This is a genomic window from Collinsella sp. CM84Y_54, assembly GCF_036317945.1.
Taxonomy (GTDB): Bacteria; Actinomycetota; Coriobacteriia; order Coriobacteriales; family Coriobacteriaceae; genus Collinsella.
The window spans coordinates 220488-240509 of record NZ_JAWQCX010000001.1; the positions used below are offsets into that span (position 1 = coordinate 220488).

The following is a 20022-nucleotide window of genomic DNA, read 5'->3' on the forward strand; positions in this document are numbered from 1 at the left end:
TTGACCGAAGAGAGAGGAGGTATCGATGGCTGACGATCAGATTAAGCTCACGTCCATGACAGCCGCAAGCGGTTGAGCCGCTAAGTTGGCTCCCGGAGCCCTCGCCCAGGTCCTGGGCGACTTGCCCAATGTGCATAACGACAACCTGCTCGTGGGGTTCGATACCTCCGACGATGCGAGTGTCTTCCGCGTAGGGGAGAACCTGGGGCTCGTGCAGTCCATCGACTTCTTTCCGCCGATGGTCGACGACCCGTTTCTGTTTGGCCAGATCGCCGCGGCAAACTCACTGTCGGACATCTACGCCATGGGCGGGCGGCCGAGCCATGCCATGAACCTGCTGTGCATTCCCAGTTGCCTGGGCATCGAGGTCGCAGGTCAGATTCTGGCGGGCGGCGCCGACAAGTGCGTCGAGGCTGGTTGCTCCATCGCGGGCGGCCACACCATCAACGACGACGAGCCCAAGTACGGCCTGTCCGTGAGCGGCTTTGTCGCGCTCGACCGCATGCTCGCCAACAGCGGCGCGCGCGTGGGCGATGCGTTACTGCTGACCAAGGCGGTTGGCTCGGGCATCATCACCACGGCCATTAAGGGCGAGCTCATCGAGCAGGACGAGGCCACAGCCATGTTTGACTCGATGCGCACCCTCAACGAGGCTCCGATCCGTTTGGCCGAGGGGCTCGAACTTCACGGGTGCACCGACATTACGGGCTTTGGCCTGATCGGGCACGCGTGCGAGATGGCCGAGGGCTCGGGCGTGCAGATTGAGCTTGCGTCGGGGGCGGTGCCGCTCTTTGACCAGGTGCTCGACATGGCGCGTCTGGGCATTATCCCCGCGGGCTCCTACCGCAACCAGGACTTCTTTGGCCCGCGTGTGGCTGCCGACGAGGACCTGGGGCCGGGCATGTTGGATGCGCTGTACGATCCGCAGACTTCGGGCGGCTTGCTCATTGCGGCACCTGCTGCCGATGTGGATGAGCTTGCGCGCCGTTTGCATGCCGAAGGACGTATCGCCGCCGCCGTCGGTCGCGTGTGCGAGCCGGTGCCAGGCGGTCCTGCCGTCCGCGTTGTCCGTTAACGACACGTTTATTGAGCTATGTACCGTTCTAAAACGATTTATTCGAAAGGAAAAGCTATGTCTACCAAAATTGAAGTCAATGCCATGGGCGATGCCTGCCCGCTGCCCGTCGTCAAGACGCTTAAGGCCCTCAAGCAGCTCGATGGCGAGGGCGCCGTCGTGACCTCGGTCGACAACGAGACCGCCGTCAAGAACATCTCCAAGATGGCGCAGGAGAAGGGCTGCACGGCCTCAGTTGAGAAGGTTTCTGACGCCGAGTGGCACGTGACCGTGGCGACCTCTGGCGCCGTTGCCGTTGCGGACCCCGAGCAGGATGGCGCTGCCTTCTGTGATGCCAGCGCCGGCAAGGGCAAGCTCGTCATTTCCGTCTACACCGATTGCATGGGCCGTGGCGACGACGAGCTGGGCCACAAGCTCATGAAGGCCTTTATCTTTGCCGTGACGCAGCAGGAGGAGCTGCCCGCGGCCATGCTGTTCTACAACGGTGGCGCCAAGCTCACCGTCGAGGGCTCTCCGGTGCTCGACGACCTGAAGGGCCTGGCCGAGCAGGGCGTCGAGATCCTTACCTGTGGCACCTGCCTCGACCACTATGGCATTAAGGACCAGCTTGCCGTGGGCGAGGTCACCAACATGTACGTGATCGTGGAGAAGATGGAGCAGGCCGTGCGCGTCGTGCGCCCGTAGCGTATTGGTTGGAGTTGCCATGAGGGAGAAGCGCCCGGCGCTTGTCATCACGTTTCCCACCACGGCGGCCGCCATGGGTTGCGAGTCCCTGTGCATCGAGCGCGGCCTTCCCGGGCGAACGATTCCCGTGCCCGGGGAGGTCGCTGCCGGCTGCGGTTTGGCATGGAAGGCGTTGCCTGCCGATGAGGAGCTGCTGCACGGCGAACTCGCCGCGGCGGGCGTTCCCACCGAGGGCTATACCGTGATTGATATGTGGGAGGTCGTGCGATGATCTATCTGGATAACGCGGCGACGACCATGCACAAGCCGCAGACGGTCATTGATGCCGTGACGCAGGCGATGTGCTCGCTCGGCAATGCCGGGCGCGGCGCGACGTCGGGTGCGCTCGACGCGGCGCGTACCATCCACGGCTGTCGCGCCAAGCTTGCGCACCTGTTGGGCTGCCCGCGGGCCGACCATGTTTGTTTTACGCCCAACTCCACCGCGGCCCTCAACACCGTCATCAATGGCGTGGTGCGCCCCGGCGACCGTGTGGTCACAACGGTGCTCGAGCACAACTCGGTGTTGCGTCCGCTCAACCGCCTGGCGGCTGAGCAGGGTGTGACCGTTGAGCATGCGGGCTGCGACGCGAACGGCGCGCTCGACTACGACGAGCTCGAACGGCTGGTCACGCCCGGTACGCGTGCCGTGGTGGTGACGCACGCCTCCAATGTGACCGGCAACGCGGTCGACATTGCACGCGTAGCCGCCATGGCCCATGCGGCCGGTGCACTCGTGATCGTCGATGCCTCGCAGTCTGCCGGCACGGCGCATATCGATATGCAAGCCATGGGGCTCGACGTCGTGTGCTTTACCGGCCACAAGGGGCTCATGGGACCCCAAGGCACCGGCGGTCTGGCCGTGGCAGAGGGCATTGACGTGTCTCCGTGGGCCATGGGCGGCACGGGCGTGCACAGCTTCGACCCGCTGCAGCCGCTTGAGTGGCCTACGCGCCTGGAGGCGGGCACGCTCAACGGTCACGGCATCGCGGGCCTTTCTGCTGGTCTCGACTTTATCGAGGCCCAGGGTGGGGTCGAGGCGATTGCTGCCCACGAGCGTGCGCTCGCTGATCGCTTCCTTGCCGGGGTGCGCAAGATTCCGGGGATTAAGCTCTACGGTGCGTTTGACCAACCCGCGCGCTCGGCGATCGTGTCGCTCAACGTGGGCGATATCGATTCGGCCGAGATTTCGGACGCGCTCATGCAAGGGTGGGGGATTGCGACGCGCCCCGGCGCCCATTGCGCCCCGCTCATGCACTGTGCGCTGGGGACCGAGCGCCAGGGCGTTGTCCGTTTCTCGTTTGGGTATTTCAACACGACCGAAGAAGTCGACACGGCTATCGATGCTCTGTGCGATTTAGCCTGCTAAAGCTGCTAGACCGTTTATACTTGCGGGACGGGTGTTTTTGCCCGTCCCGTTTTTGTTTCGACCCGAAAGGTGGTCCCATGGCTTCATCCGCCCCGCGCGGTCTGCGCTCCGACCATGTCGTCACCGTCGGCATCGCCCTGTTCTCGATGCTCTTTGGCGCCGGCAACCTCATTATTCCGCCGCTGCTGGCGCTGCAGGCAGGTTCTGCCACGCCGGTCGCCATGCTCGGCTTTCTGATTGCCGCCATCGGCCTGCCCGTCATGGGTTTTATCGCCGTGGCGCTTGCTGGAACGGCGCGCGAGCTTGCCGGCCGCGTGCACCCCAAGTTTGGTGAGTTCTTTGTCGCGGCGGTGTATCTGGCCATCGGCCCGTGCCTGGCCATTCCGCGCACGAGCTCCACGGCCTTCGAGATGCTGGTGCCGCTGCTGCCCGAGGGCGTCTCGCTCGGCACGGCTCGCCTGGTCTTTGCCATCGGGTTCTTCGTGGTCGCGTTTGCGCTCACGCTGCGCCCGGGTGTCATCACACGCGTACTCGGTCGCATTACGGGCCCCGCGCTCATTGCGCTCATCGTGCTGGTCGTGGGTGCTGCCGCGATCTCGCCTCTGGGACCGGCTGCCGCGCCTCAGGCTCCCTACGATGCGGGCGCCGCCGTGCAGGGCTTCCTGACCGGCTATCAGACCATGGACCTGCTCGCGTCGCTCGCCTTCGGCATCATCATTGCCGAGACCATCCACGAGTTGGGTGTTACCGATGACAAGCGCGTGGCCTTCGAGATTTCGCGCTCCGGTGTGATCGCCGGTGTGCTCATGGCCGTCATCTACTGCGGCCTGGCGCTTGCCGGCATGCAGCTCGGCACGGTCATGCCCGATGCCACTAACGGCGCTGCCATCCTCGCCCGCTCTGCCTCCATGCACTTTGGCCTTGTCGGCACGGTCGTGGTCTTTGCAATCTTTTTCCTCGCCTGCATGAACGTGTGCATCGGCCTCATCAGCTGCTGCTCGCGTTACTTCTGCGAGACGTATGTGGTTAAAGGGGGAGCGGAGGCTTCCGAGGAGGCCATGCGCCGTCCCTTTGCGGTTCTCGCCTTTGTGTTCGCGGCGTTTTCGTGCGTGCTCTCCAACGTGGGCCTCGACATGATCCTCATGTTCTCGGTGCCCATGCTCAACGCTCTGTATCCCGTCGCCATCGTGCTGGTGCTTATGGGCCTGGTGCATGGTTTTTGCGATGCGCATCCGCAGGTGTGGGTTTGGGTCGGCGGCGTGGTCGCGGTGCAGAGCGTGATCACCTCGGTCCGCGACGCGTTCTTTGCGAGCGCGTGGCTGCCGTTCGATGTGCTGCCGCTGGCAGACATCGGTGCTGCGTGGGCACCGGTTGCTGTGGCGGCGTTTGTGATCGGTCTGGTTCATAGCCAGTTTGTCACACATTCGAGGAGCTAGGGTTTCTGCGCTTGCACAGGCGGGAAGTCTCCCCTATAATTTCCTTCGCTTTGGGACACGCAAGGTTTATGCCTTAGCTGCTCAACACCTTCGGGACGTGGCGCAGTTTGGTAGCGCGCCTGCTTTGGGAGCAGGATGTCGCAGGTTCAAATCCTGTCGTCCCGACCATATCTTGCGGGCGTAGTTCAATGGTAGAACCCCAGCCTTCCAAGCTGATGACGCGGGTTCGATTCCCGTCGCCCGCTCCAAGTGACATAATCGCAGGTCAAAGTACTTATTTGGCTTGCGATTTTTTATGCCGAAATTAGCTCATGACACACGCTCATGACACAGATATGACACACATTAGGTTCGTTAGGCGGTAGATATGGAGCCGTGAACGGTCGTGTTGCCCGTCTTTTTCAGTGGCTAAGATTCGTGCCGCCGAACAGCAATCAACAAGAGTGTGTCATGGGGTTGTGTCATGGCTGTGTCATGAGGGGTCTAGTATGCTTCGCTACCCGCGCGTGATGGGTGGGGAGGGTACCCCTGCCCCCTCCGTAGCCCCCTCCGCGCTTGGGCTGGAATACCCCCCCAAGAGCTCTTTTTTGATATGCGAACAAAAACGCAGGTAGATAGGCATATGCGGGCATATACCGGGGGAGGGGGTCGATTTACGCGAGCGTGCTGGGGCTACCCAGCGCCACGCCCTGATTTTTTTATCGCTACGAAAATGGGAGTCGGTAACGCAACTGTTACGGAACGTCACGAAACGGGCGTCGGGTTTTACCGTCGCCGCGACGCTAATTCCCTTACAAAGTACCCCAAAACGGGCTATCGCTTTACCGTTTCATGAAACGCTAATTCCCTTACAAACGGGCGGCCTGTAACGCGATTGTGACGCGGCGGGGGAACGCGGCCATACCATCCAAGCGTCTTGTAACCGCATGGATTGGAGGCCTCATGGCCATAGTGAAAAGGTGCGCATACTGCGGGCAACTGTACAAGGCCAAGCGCCGAACGTCGCTGTACTGCGGTGGGAAATGCCGGACGGCGGCCTATAGGGACGGTATCCTCGTCGAGTACGTAGCTCCCCACGGGAAAGAGGTCCTAGCGGCAACGGCCCAACTGAGGTCAGACGCCAACGCTTTCAGGGACCTAGCGACGAACGCCCCACGTCGATGGCGCGAGACGTGCAGGCGCGTAGCCGACGGCCTTGATGAGCTGCTAGACGGTATGGACCTGTACGACGAACCCGCGACCGATTGAACCCTACGCGGCTTGCGCGCTAGGTAGGCGATAGCTCCTATTCGTGACTGCCGCGCTCCGCAGCTTTTAGACCCCTTCTGTGTGTCAGTATGGGGTCTTTTTTCTGCGAGCCGCCGCCATAAAAAACGCCCCCGCTTGTTTTGCGAGGGCGCGATAGGGCTTTTGGTCGGGCTTGAACTGAAAAAGCGTCAACATCAAAAACGGCTGTCTACCTGCGGAAATGTCTATTGCGTTGACGACTTATACCTGTTTTAACTTCTATATAAAGAAATAAGAGATATATAAAGGGATATAAAAACAGGGGTCAAAGCGTCAACAGTGTCAACATTGCTGGTCGGTTCCCAGTCTTAGCCCTTTTATGCGGCTGCGAACGACCTTGTTTCCAACCCTGCCTGTGTCCTTTCGGTATCCTCGGTCGCGTAGCTTTTTGTAAAACGTGGGTCTAGGCTTGGGGTCTATTCCGCTCACCTTGCACCATGTCTGATAGCCCTGATAGATATCGGCACCGTCCGATACTGCGTTATCGTCTGCTATGCAGCACTCATCGAGGAACGCACCGATTATGTCCTCTTCCATTGCATACTCTTTGGTGATTCTTAAACAGGTTTCGGGTACGGCTAGACCAAAGTTTGCAGCCCTGATATATCCCGCTATTATCCAGTTCAGAACCCCGCTTGCATATTCCGATCCCATCATCTTCTCTTCTAGCTTCTTGTCGCGCTCTTCCTCTTTCAGCCTGTTATAGAAGGGCAGTATGACGCAACGCCCAGAATCGAATATCGTTGAATCGTTGATACGCGGCTTATGGTTTGTGTTCATAAACACGGTGCAGTTGGGGCGAAATTCGACCTGCTTTCCGTTCAGCGGTCGCGCCTTAATCGTATCGCCGCCCGTTATTCGTTTGATGAAAGCCGCATCGAGCGTCATTCCTTCGTTCAGCTCTGGCACGTCAACGAACCTTGCGCCTTTCAGCGCCATATAATCTGGCGAAGCGCTCGCCCCGTTTCTTCTGCCCGCCGTGAACGTTGCCGCTTCTGCGCTCGTGCCGTAATCTCCGAAGACGTTTTTAACCGCGTTGATTGTCGTGCTCTTGCCCGTTCTGGTCTGACCGATAGCGATATAGAAACGGTCTTCGTCTGTGTCTCCAGCCGCCGCAAGCCCGACACATCCCTGAAAGAACGGTATGGCCTCTTCGTATCCTTCGAAGGTGCGCTCTAGGTGCTTTTGCCAATCCGCATAGCTGGCGTTGGGGTCGTAATCGCAATTCGCCACCTTGGTAATAAGGTCATCGGGCGTGTGTGGATGGGTCTTAATGGTCTTGCCGAACTCGACTGTGACGTTTCGGCAGTTGAACAGCTTACTGTCCCTGTCGAACTCGTTGATGCCCGTTACCATCCGTATTCGCGCACCGTATAGAAGGCTCCTATATGTGCTTACGTTGTTGTATTTGAGGAACGCCTTCATTTTCTTCGTACGGTTCTCTCCTTCACCCAAGCTTGCAATTGCGATTCCAAATTGTTTAACAAACTCTTGCATAAGGCGCTCGGCTCGTTCATTGCTGCCCGCCCTACCATCAATCCATCGCGTGCCGTCATAGTAGTAGAAGCCCCTCACTTCTGGCACCCATCGTAGAACGCCGCTATAAGTCTTAGCGAATTGCTCTGAAACCGTAATGTCACTGATGAAATCGGGCACGGTGATAGCGCTTGCCGTGCATTGGGTGACGCTCCCGTTTTTGCGTTCGTATTCGGGGTCTCTCCCCTTGGGGTATTTCGTTGCGTTCTTAATTATCTTTTCGACTTCGTTTTCTGACAAAAGCGGGTCGCACCTCTCGGCGTTCGCCTGCCTTACCATCCGTTCTATGTCCTCATCGCTATACATTTTGGCTTGAAGATGGCTGGCATAGGAATAAAGTTGTTGGTTGCGTTCGCCCTCTGAAATACGCTCGGGCAGTTTGTATCCTTGGTAGTTGGGGCTATGGGTCGGCTCTAAACCAGTGGTCGGTTCCAAGCTAAGACCTCCTTGTCGGTTCCGAAAAACAGTCTGTTTGATTGCGCGGTGGATTGGTCAGCTTCTGGGTATGTTGCCAACAACGCCGCGCCGAACGCCGCCGCTTCTTCTGGGTCGTTCGTCTCCGTGCTGCGTCTGAACATGAGCCTGTATCGCTCGCTATCGGCTGGGCAGTAGGGGTCTGGACTGCTGCTGAAAGTCAGATAGCTAATGACCAAAGGCAGGTTAGCCCTGAACGCCCTTAGCACGGCTTCTGTGTAGGGCAAGGGGTCGTAACCCCGCTCCTTTGTTGCCGCGTCATTGTCTATGTCTATGCACCACAGCTGTTGCGACTTCCAGCAATTAGGGGAGCGCTTGCCAACGCATATGCCGCCGCATACCGTATAGCCGCACGAAATGGCTTTTGCTAGCGTCTCAACATTCGGGCGGTATAGGTGGCTGGGTTGGATAATTCGCCTGCTGATAGCCGCCACCTCGCCGCCTGTGGGCTTGCTGCTGTGTCTGGTGGGGTCTAGAAGAACAGGGGTCTGTAGGTCGAGCGTTGCACGGTCGGTTCCATCGTCCTCGCCGTATGTCGCTATCCTCTCCCCGTGAAAGTATGCGACCCCGTACAGCTCCGCGTCACTCATGGTCGGTAGCCCCTGCCGTGATGGGCATACCCGCCAACTCGAACAGAGCCGCCTTGTTGATACGCCACATACCCATGACTTTCGCCGACTTCAACTTGCCCTGCTCGCACATGCGGCAGATGGTGCGCGGGGAGCAAGCCAAGATAGCCGCCGCCGTGTTTGCGTCCACTACGGGCGCGTTGCCCTCGATTGCAGCCGTGATTAGTTCGGTATCGCTGATTCCCTTTGTGAGCGTTTTCATTGCCCTTATCCCTTCGGGTGTGCGCCGATGGAGCCGCGTCCAGCGCCCTCGGCTTCTGTTAGTTGCGTCTAGACAACTTGGAATATAGACAAAGAAACGGACATGATTAACTGGGAAAATGCGCTCTGAGACTTGGCTCTGTTCGGTCGTTTCGCACGTTTTGGCAAAATCGGGCGAACAGAGCTTTGAACGATGGAGGTCTATGGAGCGCTATGGAAACCTATGGAAACCTATGGGAGCCTAAACAGAAAAAGGCGCGTTCGGTCTAATCTCGCCTTTTTGCGAAATGAACCGAACACGCCCTCTTGAAAACTATTTTTCGGGAACAAGCAAATTCCACAGTTCCTGCTATCTTCTCTGCGCTGTATGGGGTCTATTCCTCCGATATGCCCGCGTATTCCCTTAGCACCGTGTCAGCTGCGCTGCTGCCGTTCAAGGGTATCTGCTCCCCGTACTCGCCCGTCTCGTATACGTACACCACATCGCCGCCTCGGTCTTTCAGCTCCGCTAACGATAAGCCCCGCCAACTTGCCACCATGCCCGACAACTCGTTGCTAGTCGCTCTTCTGCCGTTGCTTGTCCGCTCTAGGCTGTCGGCTACCAGCGCCCCGCGCTCGCTGCCGTTAGCCCTAAGCATATCGCCCATGATGGACAGCAGGGTTTCCCTCTGCCCATCGGTCAGCGCCCCGTATCCCTCCGTTAGTGCCCTGAGCCGATATTCCTCTTGGAGGGCTTCGGCGTAGCCGTCTGGTAACTGGTTCGGGTTTAAAGCGCTGTATGCGTTCGATAGGTCTGCTAACTCGTTCCGTGCCGCTTCAATCTCGGAATAGTCATACGCGCCGCTCTCCGTCATGAATCGGTATTTGCTCTCCTTGTCCAAGTAGGGGTTTTCCACTTTCAGCCAAAGGCGCTGCGCCCTCTCTGCCGTGAGCTTCGAGGGGTCTTTGTAAAGCTCCGCGCCCTGCGTGCGTCCCAGCCCGAAATAGTCCCCAAGCGCCTTGCCGCTCTCTATGCCGATGGCTTTCAGCGCCGCGTGGTATCGCTCGATATACTCGGGCGTGTTGGGTAGAGGATAGCTCTTATCTTTCCGCGCGTCCTCCCTTGCCGCCTTTTCGCGGTACTCGGCTTTGAAGCGCTCGGTTAGTGCGTGCATCCCATCGCGGGTATAGCGTGCCATTCGTCCACCCCTAAACCCATGTCCGCGCGGTGGAGTACAATGGGGTCATACATCCCCGCTCTTTTCCAATACCTCGCGCGGGGGTTGTTCTTAAGTAATGGGGCGCTCGGTTTCCTTTCCCCGAACGCCCCTTTGCGTTATCTATTCTATATCCTGCTTGGCTCTCGGCGTTGCGCTGTCTATCGCTTCTCTGACGCGCCTTAGCTCCCCGTCTATCAGCTCCGCTATATCGAACATAAGCCCTTCGGGCGCTGTGCTGCTGTTAAACCCTCCAAGAAGAACGGCTATCGTCTCCAAGCTGTGCAGGGAACCCCGTAGCTCTTTCATCTCGGTATCGTCCAGAACCCACGTGGTAGCGCCTGCCGCCTTGCTATCCATGATGCTCCCTACCTAGTTCTCTGTTCCAGTCTTGCCGAACTCGATAACTGAGCCGTCCTTAGCGTGCTGGGCAACGTCTGCCATGTACGCTTGCTCAACCCTCACTGCTCCGCGCTTCTTGGCTTCTCTGTCGGCGCTCGCGTATACGTTCAGCGTCATAGCCGCGTTGGCGTGCCCCAACATGCTCGCCACGGTTTTAATGTCCTCGCCTGCCGTAACCGCTGCCGTTGCGAACGTATGGCGCAGGTCGTGGAATGTTGGGCGTGTTCCCACCGTACCGATTAGCTCCAGAGCGTCAGCCGCAATCCTCCACCTATGCGAAAGATAGTGGGGTTGCATAAACGAGCCGTCAGCGCCGCCCGTCACGTACATGTTTTCATCGAACGGAACGCCCAACGCTAGGCACTCGGCTTTGACGTTGGTTAGGCGCGCCGTGAGCATGTCGGCGATGATAGAGGGTGTGTACAGTTCGCGCCTGCTGCCGCCCGTCTTGGGTTCCTTTACGTACCACTTGGAGCCGTCACGCCCTATGGTGCGCTCGATGCTAACGGTTCCTTCGGTCAAGTCCACGCACTTCCACGTTAAGCCGCATATCTCGCCCTCACGCAAACCCATATACATTGCTAGGGCAAACCCAACGTTTAGCGGCTTTGCGGGGTCTAGGGCGATGAATTGCGCAACCTTGGCACGTCCCTTAGCATCGAGGGCGTTGGGGTTCCTATGTGCCTGTTTGGGGTTCTTTACGCCGCGCGTGGGGTCTTTAACGAGCCTGTCGCGGTCTACCGCCTGCCGCATGGCTGAGCGCAGGTTGGTTAGGCACTTCTTCACCGTGGACGGTGAATACTTCTTGCTGAGTTTCGTAACCCATGCCGCCACATCATCGGGGGTCAGTGCGTCCAGCTCGATAGTCCCGATACTGGGCGCTATATAGCTTTTGAGTATGCGCCTTAGCTCGTTGGCTGATGAACGCTCGATGCTGTTTGCGCGTTCCTCCACGTACTTCCCGAAATACTCGGCTACCGTCTCGCCGCTGTGGGGGTCTTTGACAGCCTGTTCGTTGAGCTGTTGGCGGATTGCTTCTGCTTCTTGGTTCGCCGCTTTTTCGACCTGCTTAGAGCGCCCCTTGTCGCGCCCTTCGGTCTTTAGGGTGACGTTCTTTTGGTGGCGCTTTCCGCTCCCGTCCTTGTAATAGTAGACGGCACGCCACTTATAACCCGTGATTGTTCCGCTCTTGTCCTTGGTTTCGTACTGTTTCAGAGCGTATCCGTAATACGTTTCAGCAGGTAACAGCCCACACATGGTGTCTCCTCTCATGACACAACGCATGACACACATATGACACAACTTGCGTTGACTGAACTATAAAACATAGACTTTTTAGACGCAATAGACAGAGAAACAGCAGGTAGAGCGTCCGTGTTTGCGCAGGTAGACGGCTTGGTACGAATAGTCGCAACACTTCCAAGCTGATGACGCGGGTTCGATTCCCGTCGCCCGCTCCATAGGATAGATGAATGGCTCTGGTTCCTTTTGGGAATCAGAGCCGTTTTCGTAAGTGTACGGGTGACGGGAATCGATGCCGCCCCACGCCCCACCTAAGTTGCGGTGAAATACGGACTGTTTTCGGCTTTTATGGCCCATGTAGTCCGTATTTCACCGCAACTATTTGTAAGGTTGGATTTTGATGCCGTTGGGAGGGTCGTAGCGACCGTCTACCGAGAGTGGAAATATTTTCTGAAGCTCTGACCTGCGACGTCAAGTTTTTGGTCAGCTTTTGGCAAGGCCTGCGGACGGAAGCATACGATAGCGTAATGGTATTCTCTCCGCCGTGATGGTTATGGGGTTGGCCATGCTCGATAAAGGCAAACATTTTCCGCAGTCATATGCCAAGATGCTGTTTTCCACTCTCGGGATTCATCATGACGAGCAGCTATTGATAACGATTGATCCTTGGGATGAGCGGCGCGCGCGTGAGCTTATGCAAGAAGAACTTTTAATTCGACTCTATAACCATGTGTACGCCGATCCTGTTTATTGGAACCACCTTGACGTGGAAGCCCGCATTTTCCAGCTTGCATCTGCTATTGCGGCCGTCGAGCCGGATGCCATTTTCTGCGGTTCAACGGCGGCACTGCTGTACGGTATCGGCTCCGCTTACTCGCTGCTTAATGCCGTTCAGATGTTGTTGCCGAGATCTTCCAGGCGCGATACATATGAGTTCGTTGAGTATCGTCGATGGCGCCCGGGTGAGGTATGGCGGCTCGGCCCGTTTACGCTGACAGACCCCTATCGGACGGTGGTCGATATTGCCCGCACGAGTGCATTTCGGTATGCGCTTGGCTACGTCGATGGATTGGCTCGCGAGTATGATGTCGACCGCGAGGAGCTGCGTGCGTATGCGCAGACCAATTGCCGCGGTTTGCATGGCATCTCCCGTGCGTTTGGCGTGTTCGAGTATATGGACGGAAGGTCGGATAACGGGGGAGAGTCCGAGGCGCGAGCGGCAATGATCCTTGCTGGCGTCGCTGCGCCTGAGCTTCAGGTTGAGATTGCTCGGCCAGGAAGCGCCGGCTATTATCTGGCAGATTATGGTTGGCAGATGCCAGATGGGTCATGGATGTTGGCAGAGCTTCATGGTTTGGGTAAGTTTGAGGACGAAACTCAAAAAGATTTGGAACATGCTGCGGCAAAAACCTATCGAGCCGCCTTATTGCGCGATGCGAACTTGCGCGCCATGGGTCATAACGTCATTCATTTCAAACTCTCGGACACATATGATGTCGAAGAGTTTGGCGCTATGATGCGCGGTTGCGGCATTCCGACAACAAAACCCTACGCCGACTCCCGATAGTGAAATCATTTGCAGCCAACCTTCAATAAGTTGCGGTGAAATGCGGACTGTTGAGGCCTTTAAAGGCATGAAACAGTCCGTATTTCACCGCAACTTAGGAGGGGATGGGGCTGAGGGGCGGGCGATGCCGTTGTCTGTCGGTTAGTGGCGACCGTGGTGGCGGAGCTTGTCGATGGTGGAGTCGGTGCTTCGGCTGCGGGCTTCGGCGGCGCGGTCGCGGGTTTCGGCTGCGGTTTGGCGCTTGCGGCGGTAATCGATCATGCCTTGGATGATGGGCTTGCCAAAGCTCACGACATCATCGTTGTAGATGGCGGTTCGGGCTGCGAGGAGGCAGTCGGTAAAGTCCATATGGGTCTTGCCAAAGAGCTTGACGGCAAGGGCGACAACGGTGGGCTCGTCGACCATGACGTCATCGAGCAGCCTTTTCATGGCCGCAGCAATCTCAACGCGGGGAACCTTATAGACGTCGCGCAGCGTGACCACGACGCGCGTGATGATTTCGGGATAGACACGAGCGGTGCGCGTGGCGATGACCTTGGCGGCGCGCGGTGACAGGACCTCGTCGTCGTCGAGCAGATAGCGAAGGATGACGGTCTCGTCGATGATGGTGCTACTCATGGATATCTACTTCCTCGGGACCCAAAATCGAATCGTCGCTTTCTGTAGCGAGGTACTCAATCCAGGCATTGCGCTCCTCGGAGCGGCGATTGGGGTCACCGTATGCTTTGAGCGATCCATAGGCGGCGGTGCCGTCCTTTGAGCGCACGGCGACCGGCTGAAAGGGGAGCTTGCGCATCAAAATGCTCTGCGCGACAAATAGACGGACGGCCTCGGCGAGCGATGTGCCCATGGCGTCGTAGAGATGTTCGGCATGCTGCTTGTCTTCCTCGCGAATGCGCACCTGCAGGATGGCTCGTTTTTGAGTCGATGACATCACTGGCCCCCTTAATGAGCGTGCAATATAGTCGGTCAAATGCGGCATGTGCCGATACTTGAGCATCTTATAACGATTACTTTATTTCGCTCAAGTAAATAACCATTAACTTGAATACAAGCGTAGTACATCTAAAATGAGAGCGCGTAAAAATCTCTGAGGCGTACGCATGTAATACACTCACCTTTATAGCTTCTAGAGAATAATTCCAACCTGCCAAAACCCCTGCAATACACCCGTATTGCAGGGCCTATGCTCAAGTTTGCCCCCTGCAACTGCGTATATTTAACCTGTATATCGTTGGAGGAATTCTATCGAAGTGCCTGTTTCGCCGCATGCACTCGATACGCCGATGCCGGACCACGGGCGGTCCGGGGCAACGTCGGCAGGGTCTCTCCGGCATGGGATTCAGGAGGGAGTGAACAACATGGGCAATAAACGAGTCGTGGCTGATTCTTCACGCTGCATTGGGTGCCAAACCTGTATGGCGGCGTGCATCGAGGCACACGATATTCCCGGCAACATCGCCGCACCTCGCTTGCGCGTAACGCGCACCTACGAGATTTCCGCGCCGGTGGCATGTCACCACTGCGAGGACGCTCCGTGCGCCAAGGCCTGCCCCACGGGCGCCTTGTTCTTTGATCCAAAGAACCATCGCATCGGCGTCAACGAGGACAACTGCATCGGCTGCAAGAGCTGCGTCATGGCATGCCCCTTTGGCGCCGTGAGCGTGGCGACCACGCAGGTCCCCGTCTTGATGGGCGACGTGCGCGTGGGTTCGCAGACTAAGAGCTTCGTGCTCAAGTGCGACCTGTGCGTGGACCGTCCCGGCGGTCCGGCGTGTGCCGAGGCGTGCCCGACCAAGGGCCTCACCCTGGTAGACGAGGAGCGCCTGGCAGAACTGACTGCCGAGCGTGCCCGCGCCACCATCGAAAACGAGGCGTAGACGGGCGGCCATACAAGCCCAACGATTGTCATATACGTACCGATTACTCGGTAGCAGAGAAAGGAAGGAGGGTGTCATGGAGAAGCATAAAGTGATCTGCCCGTACTGCGGCGCCGGTTGCCAGTTTAACCTCCTGGTCCAAAACGGCCAGGTCGTGGGTACCGAACCGCTCAACGGCATCACCAATCAGGGCGAGCTGTGCCTTAAGGGCATGAGCGGCTACGACTTCATCAACGACACCAAGATCTTGACTCCTCGCGTACTGCACCCGATGATCCGCCGCACTAAGGGCGCGGATCTTGAGCGCGTAAGCTGGGACGAGGCGCTGGATTTCACCGCATCTAAGATGCAGGCCATAATTGACGAATATGGTCCTAACGCTGTCATGACCACCGGCTCTTCGCGAGGCGGCGGCAATGAGGCGAACTACGTCATGCAGAAGTTTACGCGTGCGTGCATCGGCACCCACAGCGTAGACAACTGCGCCCGTACTTGACACGGCCCTACTGTCCTCGGTCTGATGGACACGGTTGGTTCAGGTTGCATGTCATGCTCCATCCCCGGTATGGAGGATGCGGGCTGCATTTTCCTCTTCGGCTATAACCCTGCCGATTCGCACCCCATCGTCGCAAGGCGTATCGTGCGAGCCAAAGAAAAGGGTTGCAAGATCATCGTCGCCGACCCGCGCCATATCGAAACCGCGCGTATCGCCGATCTCTACCTTCCGATCAAGAACGGTTGCAACGTCGCGTTCCTCAACGCCTTTGCCAACTGCTTGGTCAACGATGGCCTCTACGACAAGGAATTCGTCGCCGAGCACACGAACGGCTTTGACGAGTGGTGGGAGACCATCAAGAACTACACTCCCGAATCCGTACAGGACATCACGGGTGTCGAGCCCGCGTTGATCCACCAAGCTGCCGAGATGTACGCCACGGCGAAGCCTTCCGCCATCATTGGCTGGGGCATGGGCGTATGCCAGCAGAAGCAGAACCTGAAGACGGTGCACACCATCGCCTCCATCGCCTGCGTTGCCGGCCAGATCGGCAAACCCAACTCCGGCCTCGCGCCCGTGCGTGGCCAGAACAACGTCCAGGGCTCCTGCGATATGGGCATGCTGCCCAACCTGTACCCTGGCTATCAAAAGGTCACCGACCCGGCCGCGCGCGCCAAGTTCGCCAAGGCCTGGGGCGTGCCCGAGGAGAAGCTGCCTCTCGAGGAGGGCTACAAGCTCACCGACCTGGGTCACCTGGTCGACGAGGGCAAGGTGCACTGCTTCTACAACTACGGCGAGGACCCGGTGCAGACCGAGCCCGATTCGGCCGGTATGCGTAAGACGCTCTCCGAGCTGGATCTGTTCATTTGCCAGGACATCTTTATGACGCAGACGACCATGCTCGCCGACGTCATCCTGCCTGCCACCTCTTGGGGCGAGCACGAGGGTGTCTTTACCGCATCCGACCGTAGCTTCCAGCACTTTGACGCGGCTGTTCCGCCCAAGGGCGAGTGCCGTCACGACTGGGAGATCTTTGCCGACCTGTCCACGCGCATGGGCTACCCCATGCACTACGACAACACCGAGCAGATCTGGAACGAGTGCATTAGCCTGTGCCCCAACTTTGTGGGCGCGACCTACGAGAAGATGGCTCCCGAGGGCGGCTACGCACAGTGGCCCGTCAAGAGCACCGATGTGAACGACCATGGCACCCCCGACATGTTCGCGGGCGGCAAGTTCACTACCAAGGACGGTCGTGCCAACCTGATGGCGCACGACTGGGAGGCGCCCTCCGAGCTTCCCGACGATGAGTACCCGCTCATCCTTTGCACCGTCCGCGAGGTCGGCCACTATAGCTGCCGTTCGATGACCGGCAACTGCAAGACGCTGGCACTGCTTGCCGACGAGCCCGGCTTCGTTCGCATGAATCCCGCGGACGCGAAGGCCCGCGGCATCAAGAACGGCGACATCGTCTCGATTCACAGCCGCCGCGGCCAGGTTTACAGCCGCGCGGACGTGTCCGACCGTATCAACAAGGGCACGGTCTACATGACCTACCAGTGGTGGATCGGCAAGTGCAACGAGCTGACCATGCACAAGGTCGACCCGGTCTCGCACACGCCCGAGGACAAGTTCTCTGCCTGCCAGGTCGACGCCATCGCCGACCAGGTGTGGGCCGAGGGCGAGGTGGAGCGTCAGTACACCGAGCTCAAGCAGGCTCTGGTGGACGCAGCCGCTCCCCAGGATGTTGAGCCCGGCGCCGCCAAGTTCGACGACGAGACGCACGTGAACCAAATCGTGTAGTCCCGTTCTCGTTGGCTTTTTGGGCCGGGCGTCCAAGCGCATCGGACGCCCGGCCCGTTATTTTGAAAGGAAGTGGGGATGAACCGCTTCATCGATATCAACCCGGAGAGGTGCATCGGCTGCGGAACATGCCAGTCCGCCTGTGCAGATGCCCACCGGATGCAGGGTCTTCAGGACACGCCGCGTCTGGCGCTCGTGAAGACCGGCGGCATTTCGGCCGCCCTGGCCTGCCACCATTGCGAGGGTGCCCCTTGCGCCGAGGTCTGCCCGGTGAACGCCATCGAGCACGATGGCGACCGCATCCACGTTAAGGAGCAGGAGTGCATCGGGTGCAGGCTGTGCGCCATCGCGTGCCCCTTCGGCGCCATCCATCCGGACGGCACGTCTATTGCCGGTGTCGCAGGCATGTGCGACCCGACGCCTTCGTACCCTAAGTCCCTGAGCAGCCTGCTTACGTGGGCGCCCGGCCAGTACACCTGTGCCGTCAAGTGCGACCTGTGCGCCTTCGACCCCGAGGGTCCGCACTGCGTGGCGGCTTGCCCCACCAAGGCGCTCACCGTCATGGGCGGCGCGGCAGATCGCGAACTCGACGAGGCCAAGCGCCTGCGTTCGATTCAGAACGGCCCTGCCGTCGACGTGGCGGCTGTGGCCCAGGGTCTGTCCGAGAAAGCAGAAGGGAGCGTAAACAATGGATAGCATGACGCTGTTTATCGCATCGCTTGCCGTCTCGTGCATCGGTGCGCTCGCCTCGGTTCTGCTGATTAAGGCCGATAACGCCGCCAAGACCGCCGGCTGCCTGATCGGCGCCGTCGCCGCGGTGCTTTCGTTTGTGGCTGGTATCCAGGCCGTGCTGGGCGATGTCACGTCGGTCGACACCATCGTGTTCTTCCCGTTTGCCCATTTCCAGCTGCTGCTCAATCAGCTGTCCGGTCTGTTCGTGGCGCTCATCTCGGTGCTCGCGTTTTCCGGTTCGATCTACGGTCTCAACTACTTTGATGAGTACCCGGGCAAAAAGGGCCGCGCCGGCTTCTTCTTTAACACCTTCGTGGCGTCCATGATGCTCGTCATCACCGCCGACAACGTGTTTTGGTTCTTGGTCGCCTTTGAGCTCATGTCGCTGACCTCGTACTTCCTGGTCGTGATCGAGGAGAACGAGAACTCCATCCACGGCGGTTGGCTCTACTTTGTGATCGCGCATGTGGGCTTTGTGCTCATCATGGCGAGCTTCCTCACCATGACCAACTTCGCCGGTGGCTCGTTTGCCTTTGCGGATTTCCGCGCCACGCAGTTTAGCCCCGCGGTCGCATCCGTGTGCTTCGTGCTCGCCTTCTTTGGCTTTGGCGCCAAGGCCGGTATCATCCCGCTGCACGGCTGGCTGCCCAAGGCACATCCCGAGGCGCCGTCCAACGTGTCTGCCCTCATGTCCGGCGGCATGATCAAGATCGGTATCTTCGGCATCCTCAAGGTTGGTCTCGACCTGCTCTCCGCCTCGGGCGTTCAGGTCTGGTGGGGCCTTATGGTCATGGTCTTCGGTGCGATCTCGTCGGTCCTCGGCGTGGCCTTCGCCCTGCAGGAGCATGACATCAAGCGCCTGCTGGCCTATCACTCTGTCGAGAACATCGGCATCATTCTGCTCGGCGTCGGCGCTTCCATGGCCGCCATGGCGCTCAACTCTGTCGGCATCGCCGTCCTGGCTCTGATGGCCGCCCTCTACCACACGTTTAACCACGCGATGTTTAAGGGCGAGCTGTTCTTGGGCGCCGGTGCGCTGCTGTACTCCACGGGTACGCGCAATATGGAGAAGATGGGCGGCCTGTTCCGTCGTATGCCGGCAACGGCCATCTGCTTCCTTATTGGCGCGCTTGCCATCTCGGCCATCCCGCCCTTCAACGGATTTGTGTCCGAGTGGTTTACCTACCAGTCGCTGTTTAACGCTGCCATGCAGGGCGACAAGGCCGTCATGATCGTGGCCGTGTTCGCTGCCGTCGCGCTCGCAATTACCGGCGCACTGGCCGTCACGTGCTTCGTCAAGGCCTATGGCGTCTCCTTTGCCTCCGCGCCCCGCTCCGAGGCCGCGGCCAATGCCAAGGAGGTTCCTGCCCCCATGGTGTTTGCACAGGGCCTGCTCGCGGCCGTCTGCGTCGTGCTGGGCATTGGCGCTCCCGTGATCGCGCCCGTGCTGGTCGATGTCGCCGCGTCCGTGCTGCATCCGTACGGTGGCGTGTTTGCCGCCGAGGGCATGGAGCTCATGAACCAGTACTCCGGCGCTGCCACCTCCACGCCCGCGATCGCCATTGCGCTCGTGGCGCTCGTCGGCCTTGCCTGCGGTTATCGCAAGCTCAAGACCGTCGGCAAGGTGCAGAAGTCCCAGCCGTGGGCATGCGGTTATGCTCCCAACGAGCATATGCCCGTCGTGGCCACGACCTTTGCCTCCGAGGTGTCCTGGTTTATGCAGCCGCTCTACACGCTGCGCGACCGCTGCACGGCCGTCTGCTGGTCCATCGCGCACTTCTTCCAGAAGCTCACTGGTGTGGCCGAGGCTGTGGAGCCCGTACCCGACAAGGTTCTCGTCGATGCCCCGCATAAGGGTGTCGAGAAGCTCGCCGACCTCGCGACTAAGCTCGAAGGCGGCAACTACAGCATCTATATCTGCTACATCGTCGCGGCACTCGTGGTGTTCCTCGTGCTCGCCGTGCAAATGGGTTAA

The 20022-nt window shown here is 59.0% G+C and carries 19 protein-coding genes and 2 tRNA genes; 13 read left to right on the plus strand and 8 right to left on the minus strand.

What is annotated here, in order from left to right:
* Positions 1-25: 25 nt before the first annotated feature.
* The 8 genes from selD to V2391_RS01030 all read left to right on the plus strand — a co-directional run bounded on the left by selD (position 26) and on the right by V2391_RS01030 (position 5850).
* Positions 26-1075, plus strand: coding sequence for a selenide, water dikinase SelD (selD, locus tag V2391_RS00995; RefSeq protein ID WP_329737901.1), 1050 nt, complete (start codon positions 26-28; stop codon positions 1073-1075).
* A gap of 57 nt (positions 1076-1132) precedes the next feature.
* A complete protein-coding gene (gene yedF, locus V2391_RS01000; RefSeq protein ID WP_329737902.1) occupies positions 1133-1759 on the plus strand; it encodes a sulfurtransferase-like selenium metabolism protein YedF in 627 nt (208 codons plus the stop codon).
* Between the two features lie 19 nt (positions 1760-1778).
* Positions 1779-2030 carry a DUF3343 domain-containing protein gene (locus V2391_RS01005; protein ID WP_329737903.1) on the plus strand — a complete coding sequence of 84 codons (252 nt, stop codon included), beginning with the start codon at positions 1779-1781 and terminating at the stop codon, positions 2028-2030.
* On the plus strand, positions 2027-3166 hold the full coding sequence (locus V2391_RS01010) for an aminotransferase class V-fold PLP-dependent enzyme (protein ID WP_329737904.1): 1140 nt from the start codon (positions 2027-2029) through the stop codon (positions 3164-3166). The genes V2391_RS01005 and V2391_RS01010 overlap by 4 nt, the downstream gene beginning before the upstream one ends.
* 77 nt (positions 3167-3243) lie before the next feature.
* Entirely contained in the window at positions 3244-4602 is a 1359-nt protein-coding gene (gene brnQ / locus V2391_RS01015; RefSeq protein ID WP_329737905.1) for a branched-chain amino acid transport system II carrier protein, read from the plus strand.
* Positions 4603-4693: 91 nt separating this feature from the next.
* A tRNA-Pro gene (locus V2391_RS01020) sits at positions 4694-4770 on the plus strand.
* Between the two features lie 6 nt (positions 4771-4776).
* Positions 4777-4850, plus strand: a tRNA-Gly gene (locus V2391_RS01025).
* A gap of 694 nt (positions 4851-5544) precedes the next feature.
* Positions 5545-5850: a hypothetical protein gene (locus V2391_RS01030; RefSeq protein WP_329737906.1), complete on the plus strand. Its 306-nt coding sequence runs from the start codon at positions 5545-5547 to the stop codon at positions 5848-5850.
* 321 nt (positions 5851-6171) lie between these two features.
* On the opposite strand, the gene V2391_RS01035 is transcribed toward V2391_RS01030, so the two are convergent.
* The 6 genes from V2391_RS01035 to V2391_RS01060 form a co-directional block, all read right to left on the minus strand.
* The gene (locus V2391_RS01035; RefSeq protein WP_329737907.1) at positions 6172-7860 is read right to left on the minus strand and encodes a phage/plasmid primase, P4 family; all 1689 of its coding nucleotides are present in this window, start codon (positions 7858-7860) and stop codon (positions 6172-6174) included.
* Complete coding sequence (locus V2391_RS01040) at positions 7839-8489, minus strand: hypothetical protein (protein ID WP_329737908.1); 651 nt, start codon at positions 8487-8489, stop codon at positions 7839-7841. The genes V2391_RS01035 and V2391_RS01040 overlap by 22 nt, the downstream gene beginning before the upstream one ends.
* Complete coding sequence (locus tag V2391_RS01045) at positions 8482-8730, minus strand: helix-turn-helix domain-containing protein (RefSeq protein ID WP_329737909.1); 249 nt, start codon at positions 8728-8730, stop codon at positions 8482-8484. Before V2391_RS01045 ends, V2391_RS01040 begins: the two co-directional genes overlap by 8 nt.
* 373 nt (positions 8731-9103) lie before the next feature.
* Positions 9104-9907, minus strand: coding sequence for a hypothetical protein (locus V2391_RS01050; protein WP_329737910.1), 804 nt, complete (start codon positions 9905-9907; stop codon positions 9104-9106).
* A 141-nt stretch (positions 9908-10048) separates the two neighbouring features.
* Complete coding sequence (locus V2391_RS01055) at positions 10049-10285, minus strand: hypothetical protein (RefSeq protein ID WP_329737911.1); 237 nt, start codon at positions 10283-10285, stop codon at positions 10049-10051.
* 12 nt (positions 10286-10297) lie between these two features.
* Positions 10298-11584, minus strand: coding sequence for a site-specific integrase (locus V2391_RS01060; RefSeq protein ID WP_329737912.1), 1287 nt, complete (start codon positions 11582-11584; stop codon positions 10298-10300).
* A gap of 550 nt (positions 11585-12134) precedes the next feature.
* Between V2391_RS01060 and V2391_RS01065 the strand changes: the two genes are divergently transcribed.
* Entirely contained in the window at positions 12135-13136 is a 1002-nt protein-coding gene (locus tag V2391_RS01065; protein ID WP_117746399.1) for a hypothetical protein, read from the plus strand.
* A 141-nt stretch (positions 13137-13277) separates the two neighbouring features.
* On the opposite strand, the gene V2391_RS01070 is transcribed toward V2391_RS01065, so the two are convergent.
* Both V2391_RS01070 and V2391_RS01075 read right to left on the minus strand, forming a co-directional pair.
* Entirely contained in the window at positions 13278-13754 is a 477-nt protein-coding gene (locus V2391_RS01070; protein ID WP_329737913.1) for a PIN domain-containing protein, read from the minus strand.
* Positions 13747-14070, minus strand: a complete 324-nt coding sequence (locus tag V2391_RS01075) for a type II toxin-antitoxin system RelB/DinJ family antitoxin (protein WP_158554596.1) — start codon at positions 14068-14070, stop codon at positions 13747-13749. The genes V2391_RS01070 and V2391_RS01075 overlap by 8 nt, the downstream gene beginning before the upstream one ends.
* A gap of 427 nt (positions 14071-14497) precedes the next feature.
* Between V2391_RS01075 and V2391_RS01080 the strand changes: the two genes are divergently transcribed.
* The 4 genes from V2391_RS01080 (at position 14498) to hyfB (ending at position 20022) form a co-directional block, all read left to right on the plus strand.
* The gene (locus V2391_RS01080; RefSeq protein ID WP_022095206.1) at positions 14498-15016 is read left to right on the plus strand and encodes a 4Fe-4S dicluster domain-containing protein; all 519 of its coding nucleotides are present in this window, start codon (positions 14498-14500) and stop codon (positions 15014-15016) included.
* Positions 15017-15092: 76 nt separating this feature from the next.
* The gene (gene fdhF / locus V2391_RS01085; protein ID WP_195503878.1) at positions 15093-17315 is read left to right on the plus strand and encodes a formate dehydrogenase subunit alpha; all 2223 of its coding nucleotides are present in this window, start codon (positions 15093-15095) and stop codon (positions 17313-17315) included.
* Positions 17316-17393: 78 nt separating this feature from the next.
* Positions 17394-18011 (plus strand): 4Fe-4S dicluster domain-containing protein, encoded by a 618-nt coding sequence (locus V2391_RS01090; protein WP_195503877.1) that lies wholly within the window; start codon positions 17394-17396, stop codon positions 18009-18011.
* Positions 18004-20022 (plus strand): hydrogenase 4 subunit B, encoded by a 2019-nt coding sequence (gene hyfB / locus V2391_RS01095; protein WP_329737914.1) that lies wholly within the window; start codon positions 18004-18006, stop codon positions 20020-20022. The genes V2391_RS01090 and hyfB overlap by 8 nt, the downstream gene beginning before the upstream one ends.

Bases quoted from the DNA above. Each gene is read 5' to 3' on its own strand.
- V2391_RS01070 (WP_329737913.1), bottom strand. From the start codon at position 13,754: ATGAGTAGCACCATCATCGACGAGACCGTCATCCTTCGCTATCTGCTC.
- V2391_RS01075 (WP_158554596.1), bottom strand. From the start codon at position 14,070: ATGTCATCGACTCAAAAACGAGCCATCCTGCAGGTGCGCATTCGCGAG.
- V2391_RS01040 (WP_329737908.1), bottom strand. From the start codon at position 8,489: ATGAGTGACGCGGAGCTGTACGGGGTCGCATACTTTCACGGGGAGAGG.
- V2391_RS01080 (WP_022095206.1), top strand. From the start codon at position 14,498: ATGGGCAATAAACGAGTCGTGGCTGATTCTTCACGCTGCATTGGGTGC.
- yedF (WP_329737902.1), top strand. From the start codon at position 1,133: ATGTCTACCAAAATTGAAGTCAATGCCATGGGCGATGCCTGCCCGCTG.
- V2391_RS01030 (WP_329737906.1), top strand. From the start codon at position 5,545: ATGGCCATAGTGAAAAGGTGCGCATACTGCGGGCAACTGTACAAGGCC.
- brnQ (WP_329737905.1), top strand. From the start codon at position 3,244: ATGGCTTCATCCGCCCCGCGCGGTCTGCGCTCCGACCATGTCGTCACC.
- V2391_RS01090 (WP_195503877.1), top strand. From the start codon at position 17,394: ATGAACCGCTTCATCGATATCAACCCGGAGAGGTGCATCGGCTGCGGA.
- V2391_RS01005 (WP_329737903.1), top strand. From the start codon at position 1,779: ATGAGGGAGAAGCGCCCGGCGCTTGTCATCACGTTTCCCACCACGGCG.
- hyfB (WP_329737914.1), top strand. From the start codon at position 18,004: ATGGATAGCATGACGCTGTTTATCGCATCGCTTGCCGTCTCGTGCATC.
- V2391_RS01045 (WP_329737909.1), bottom strand. From the start codon at position 8,730: ATGAAAACGCTCACAAAGGGAATCAGCGATACCGAACTAATCACGGCT.
- V2391_RS01050 (WP_329737910.1), bottom strand. From the start codon at position 9,907: ATGGCACGCTATACCCGCGATGGGATGCACGCACTAACCGAGCGCTTC.
- V2391_RS01060 (WP_329737912.1), bottom strand. From the start codon at position 11,584: ATGTGTGGGCTGTTACCTGCTGAAACGTATTACGGATACGCTCTGAAA.
- V2391_RS01055 (WP_329737911.1), bottom strand. From the start codon at position 10,285: ATGGATAGCAAGGCGGCAGGCGCTACCACGTGGGTTCTGGACGATACC.
- V2391_RS01065 (WP_117746399.1), top strand. From the start codon at position 12,135: ATGCTCGATAAAGGCAAACATTTTCCGCAGTCATATGCCAAGATGCTG.
- V2391_RS01010 (WP_329737904.1), top strand. From the start codon at position 2,027: ATGATCTATCTGGATAACGCGGCGACGACCATGCACAAGCCGCAGACG.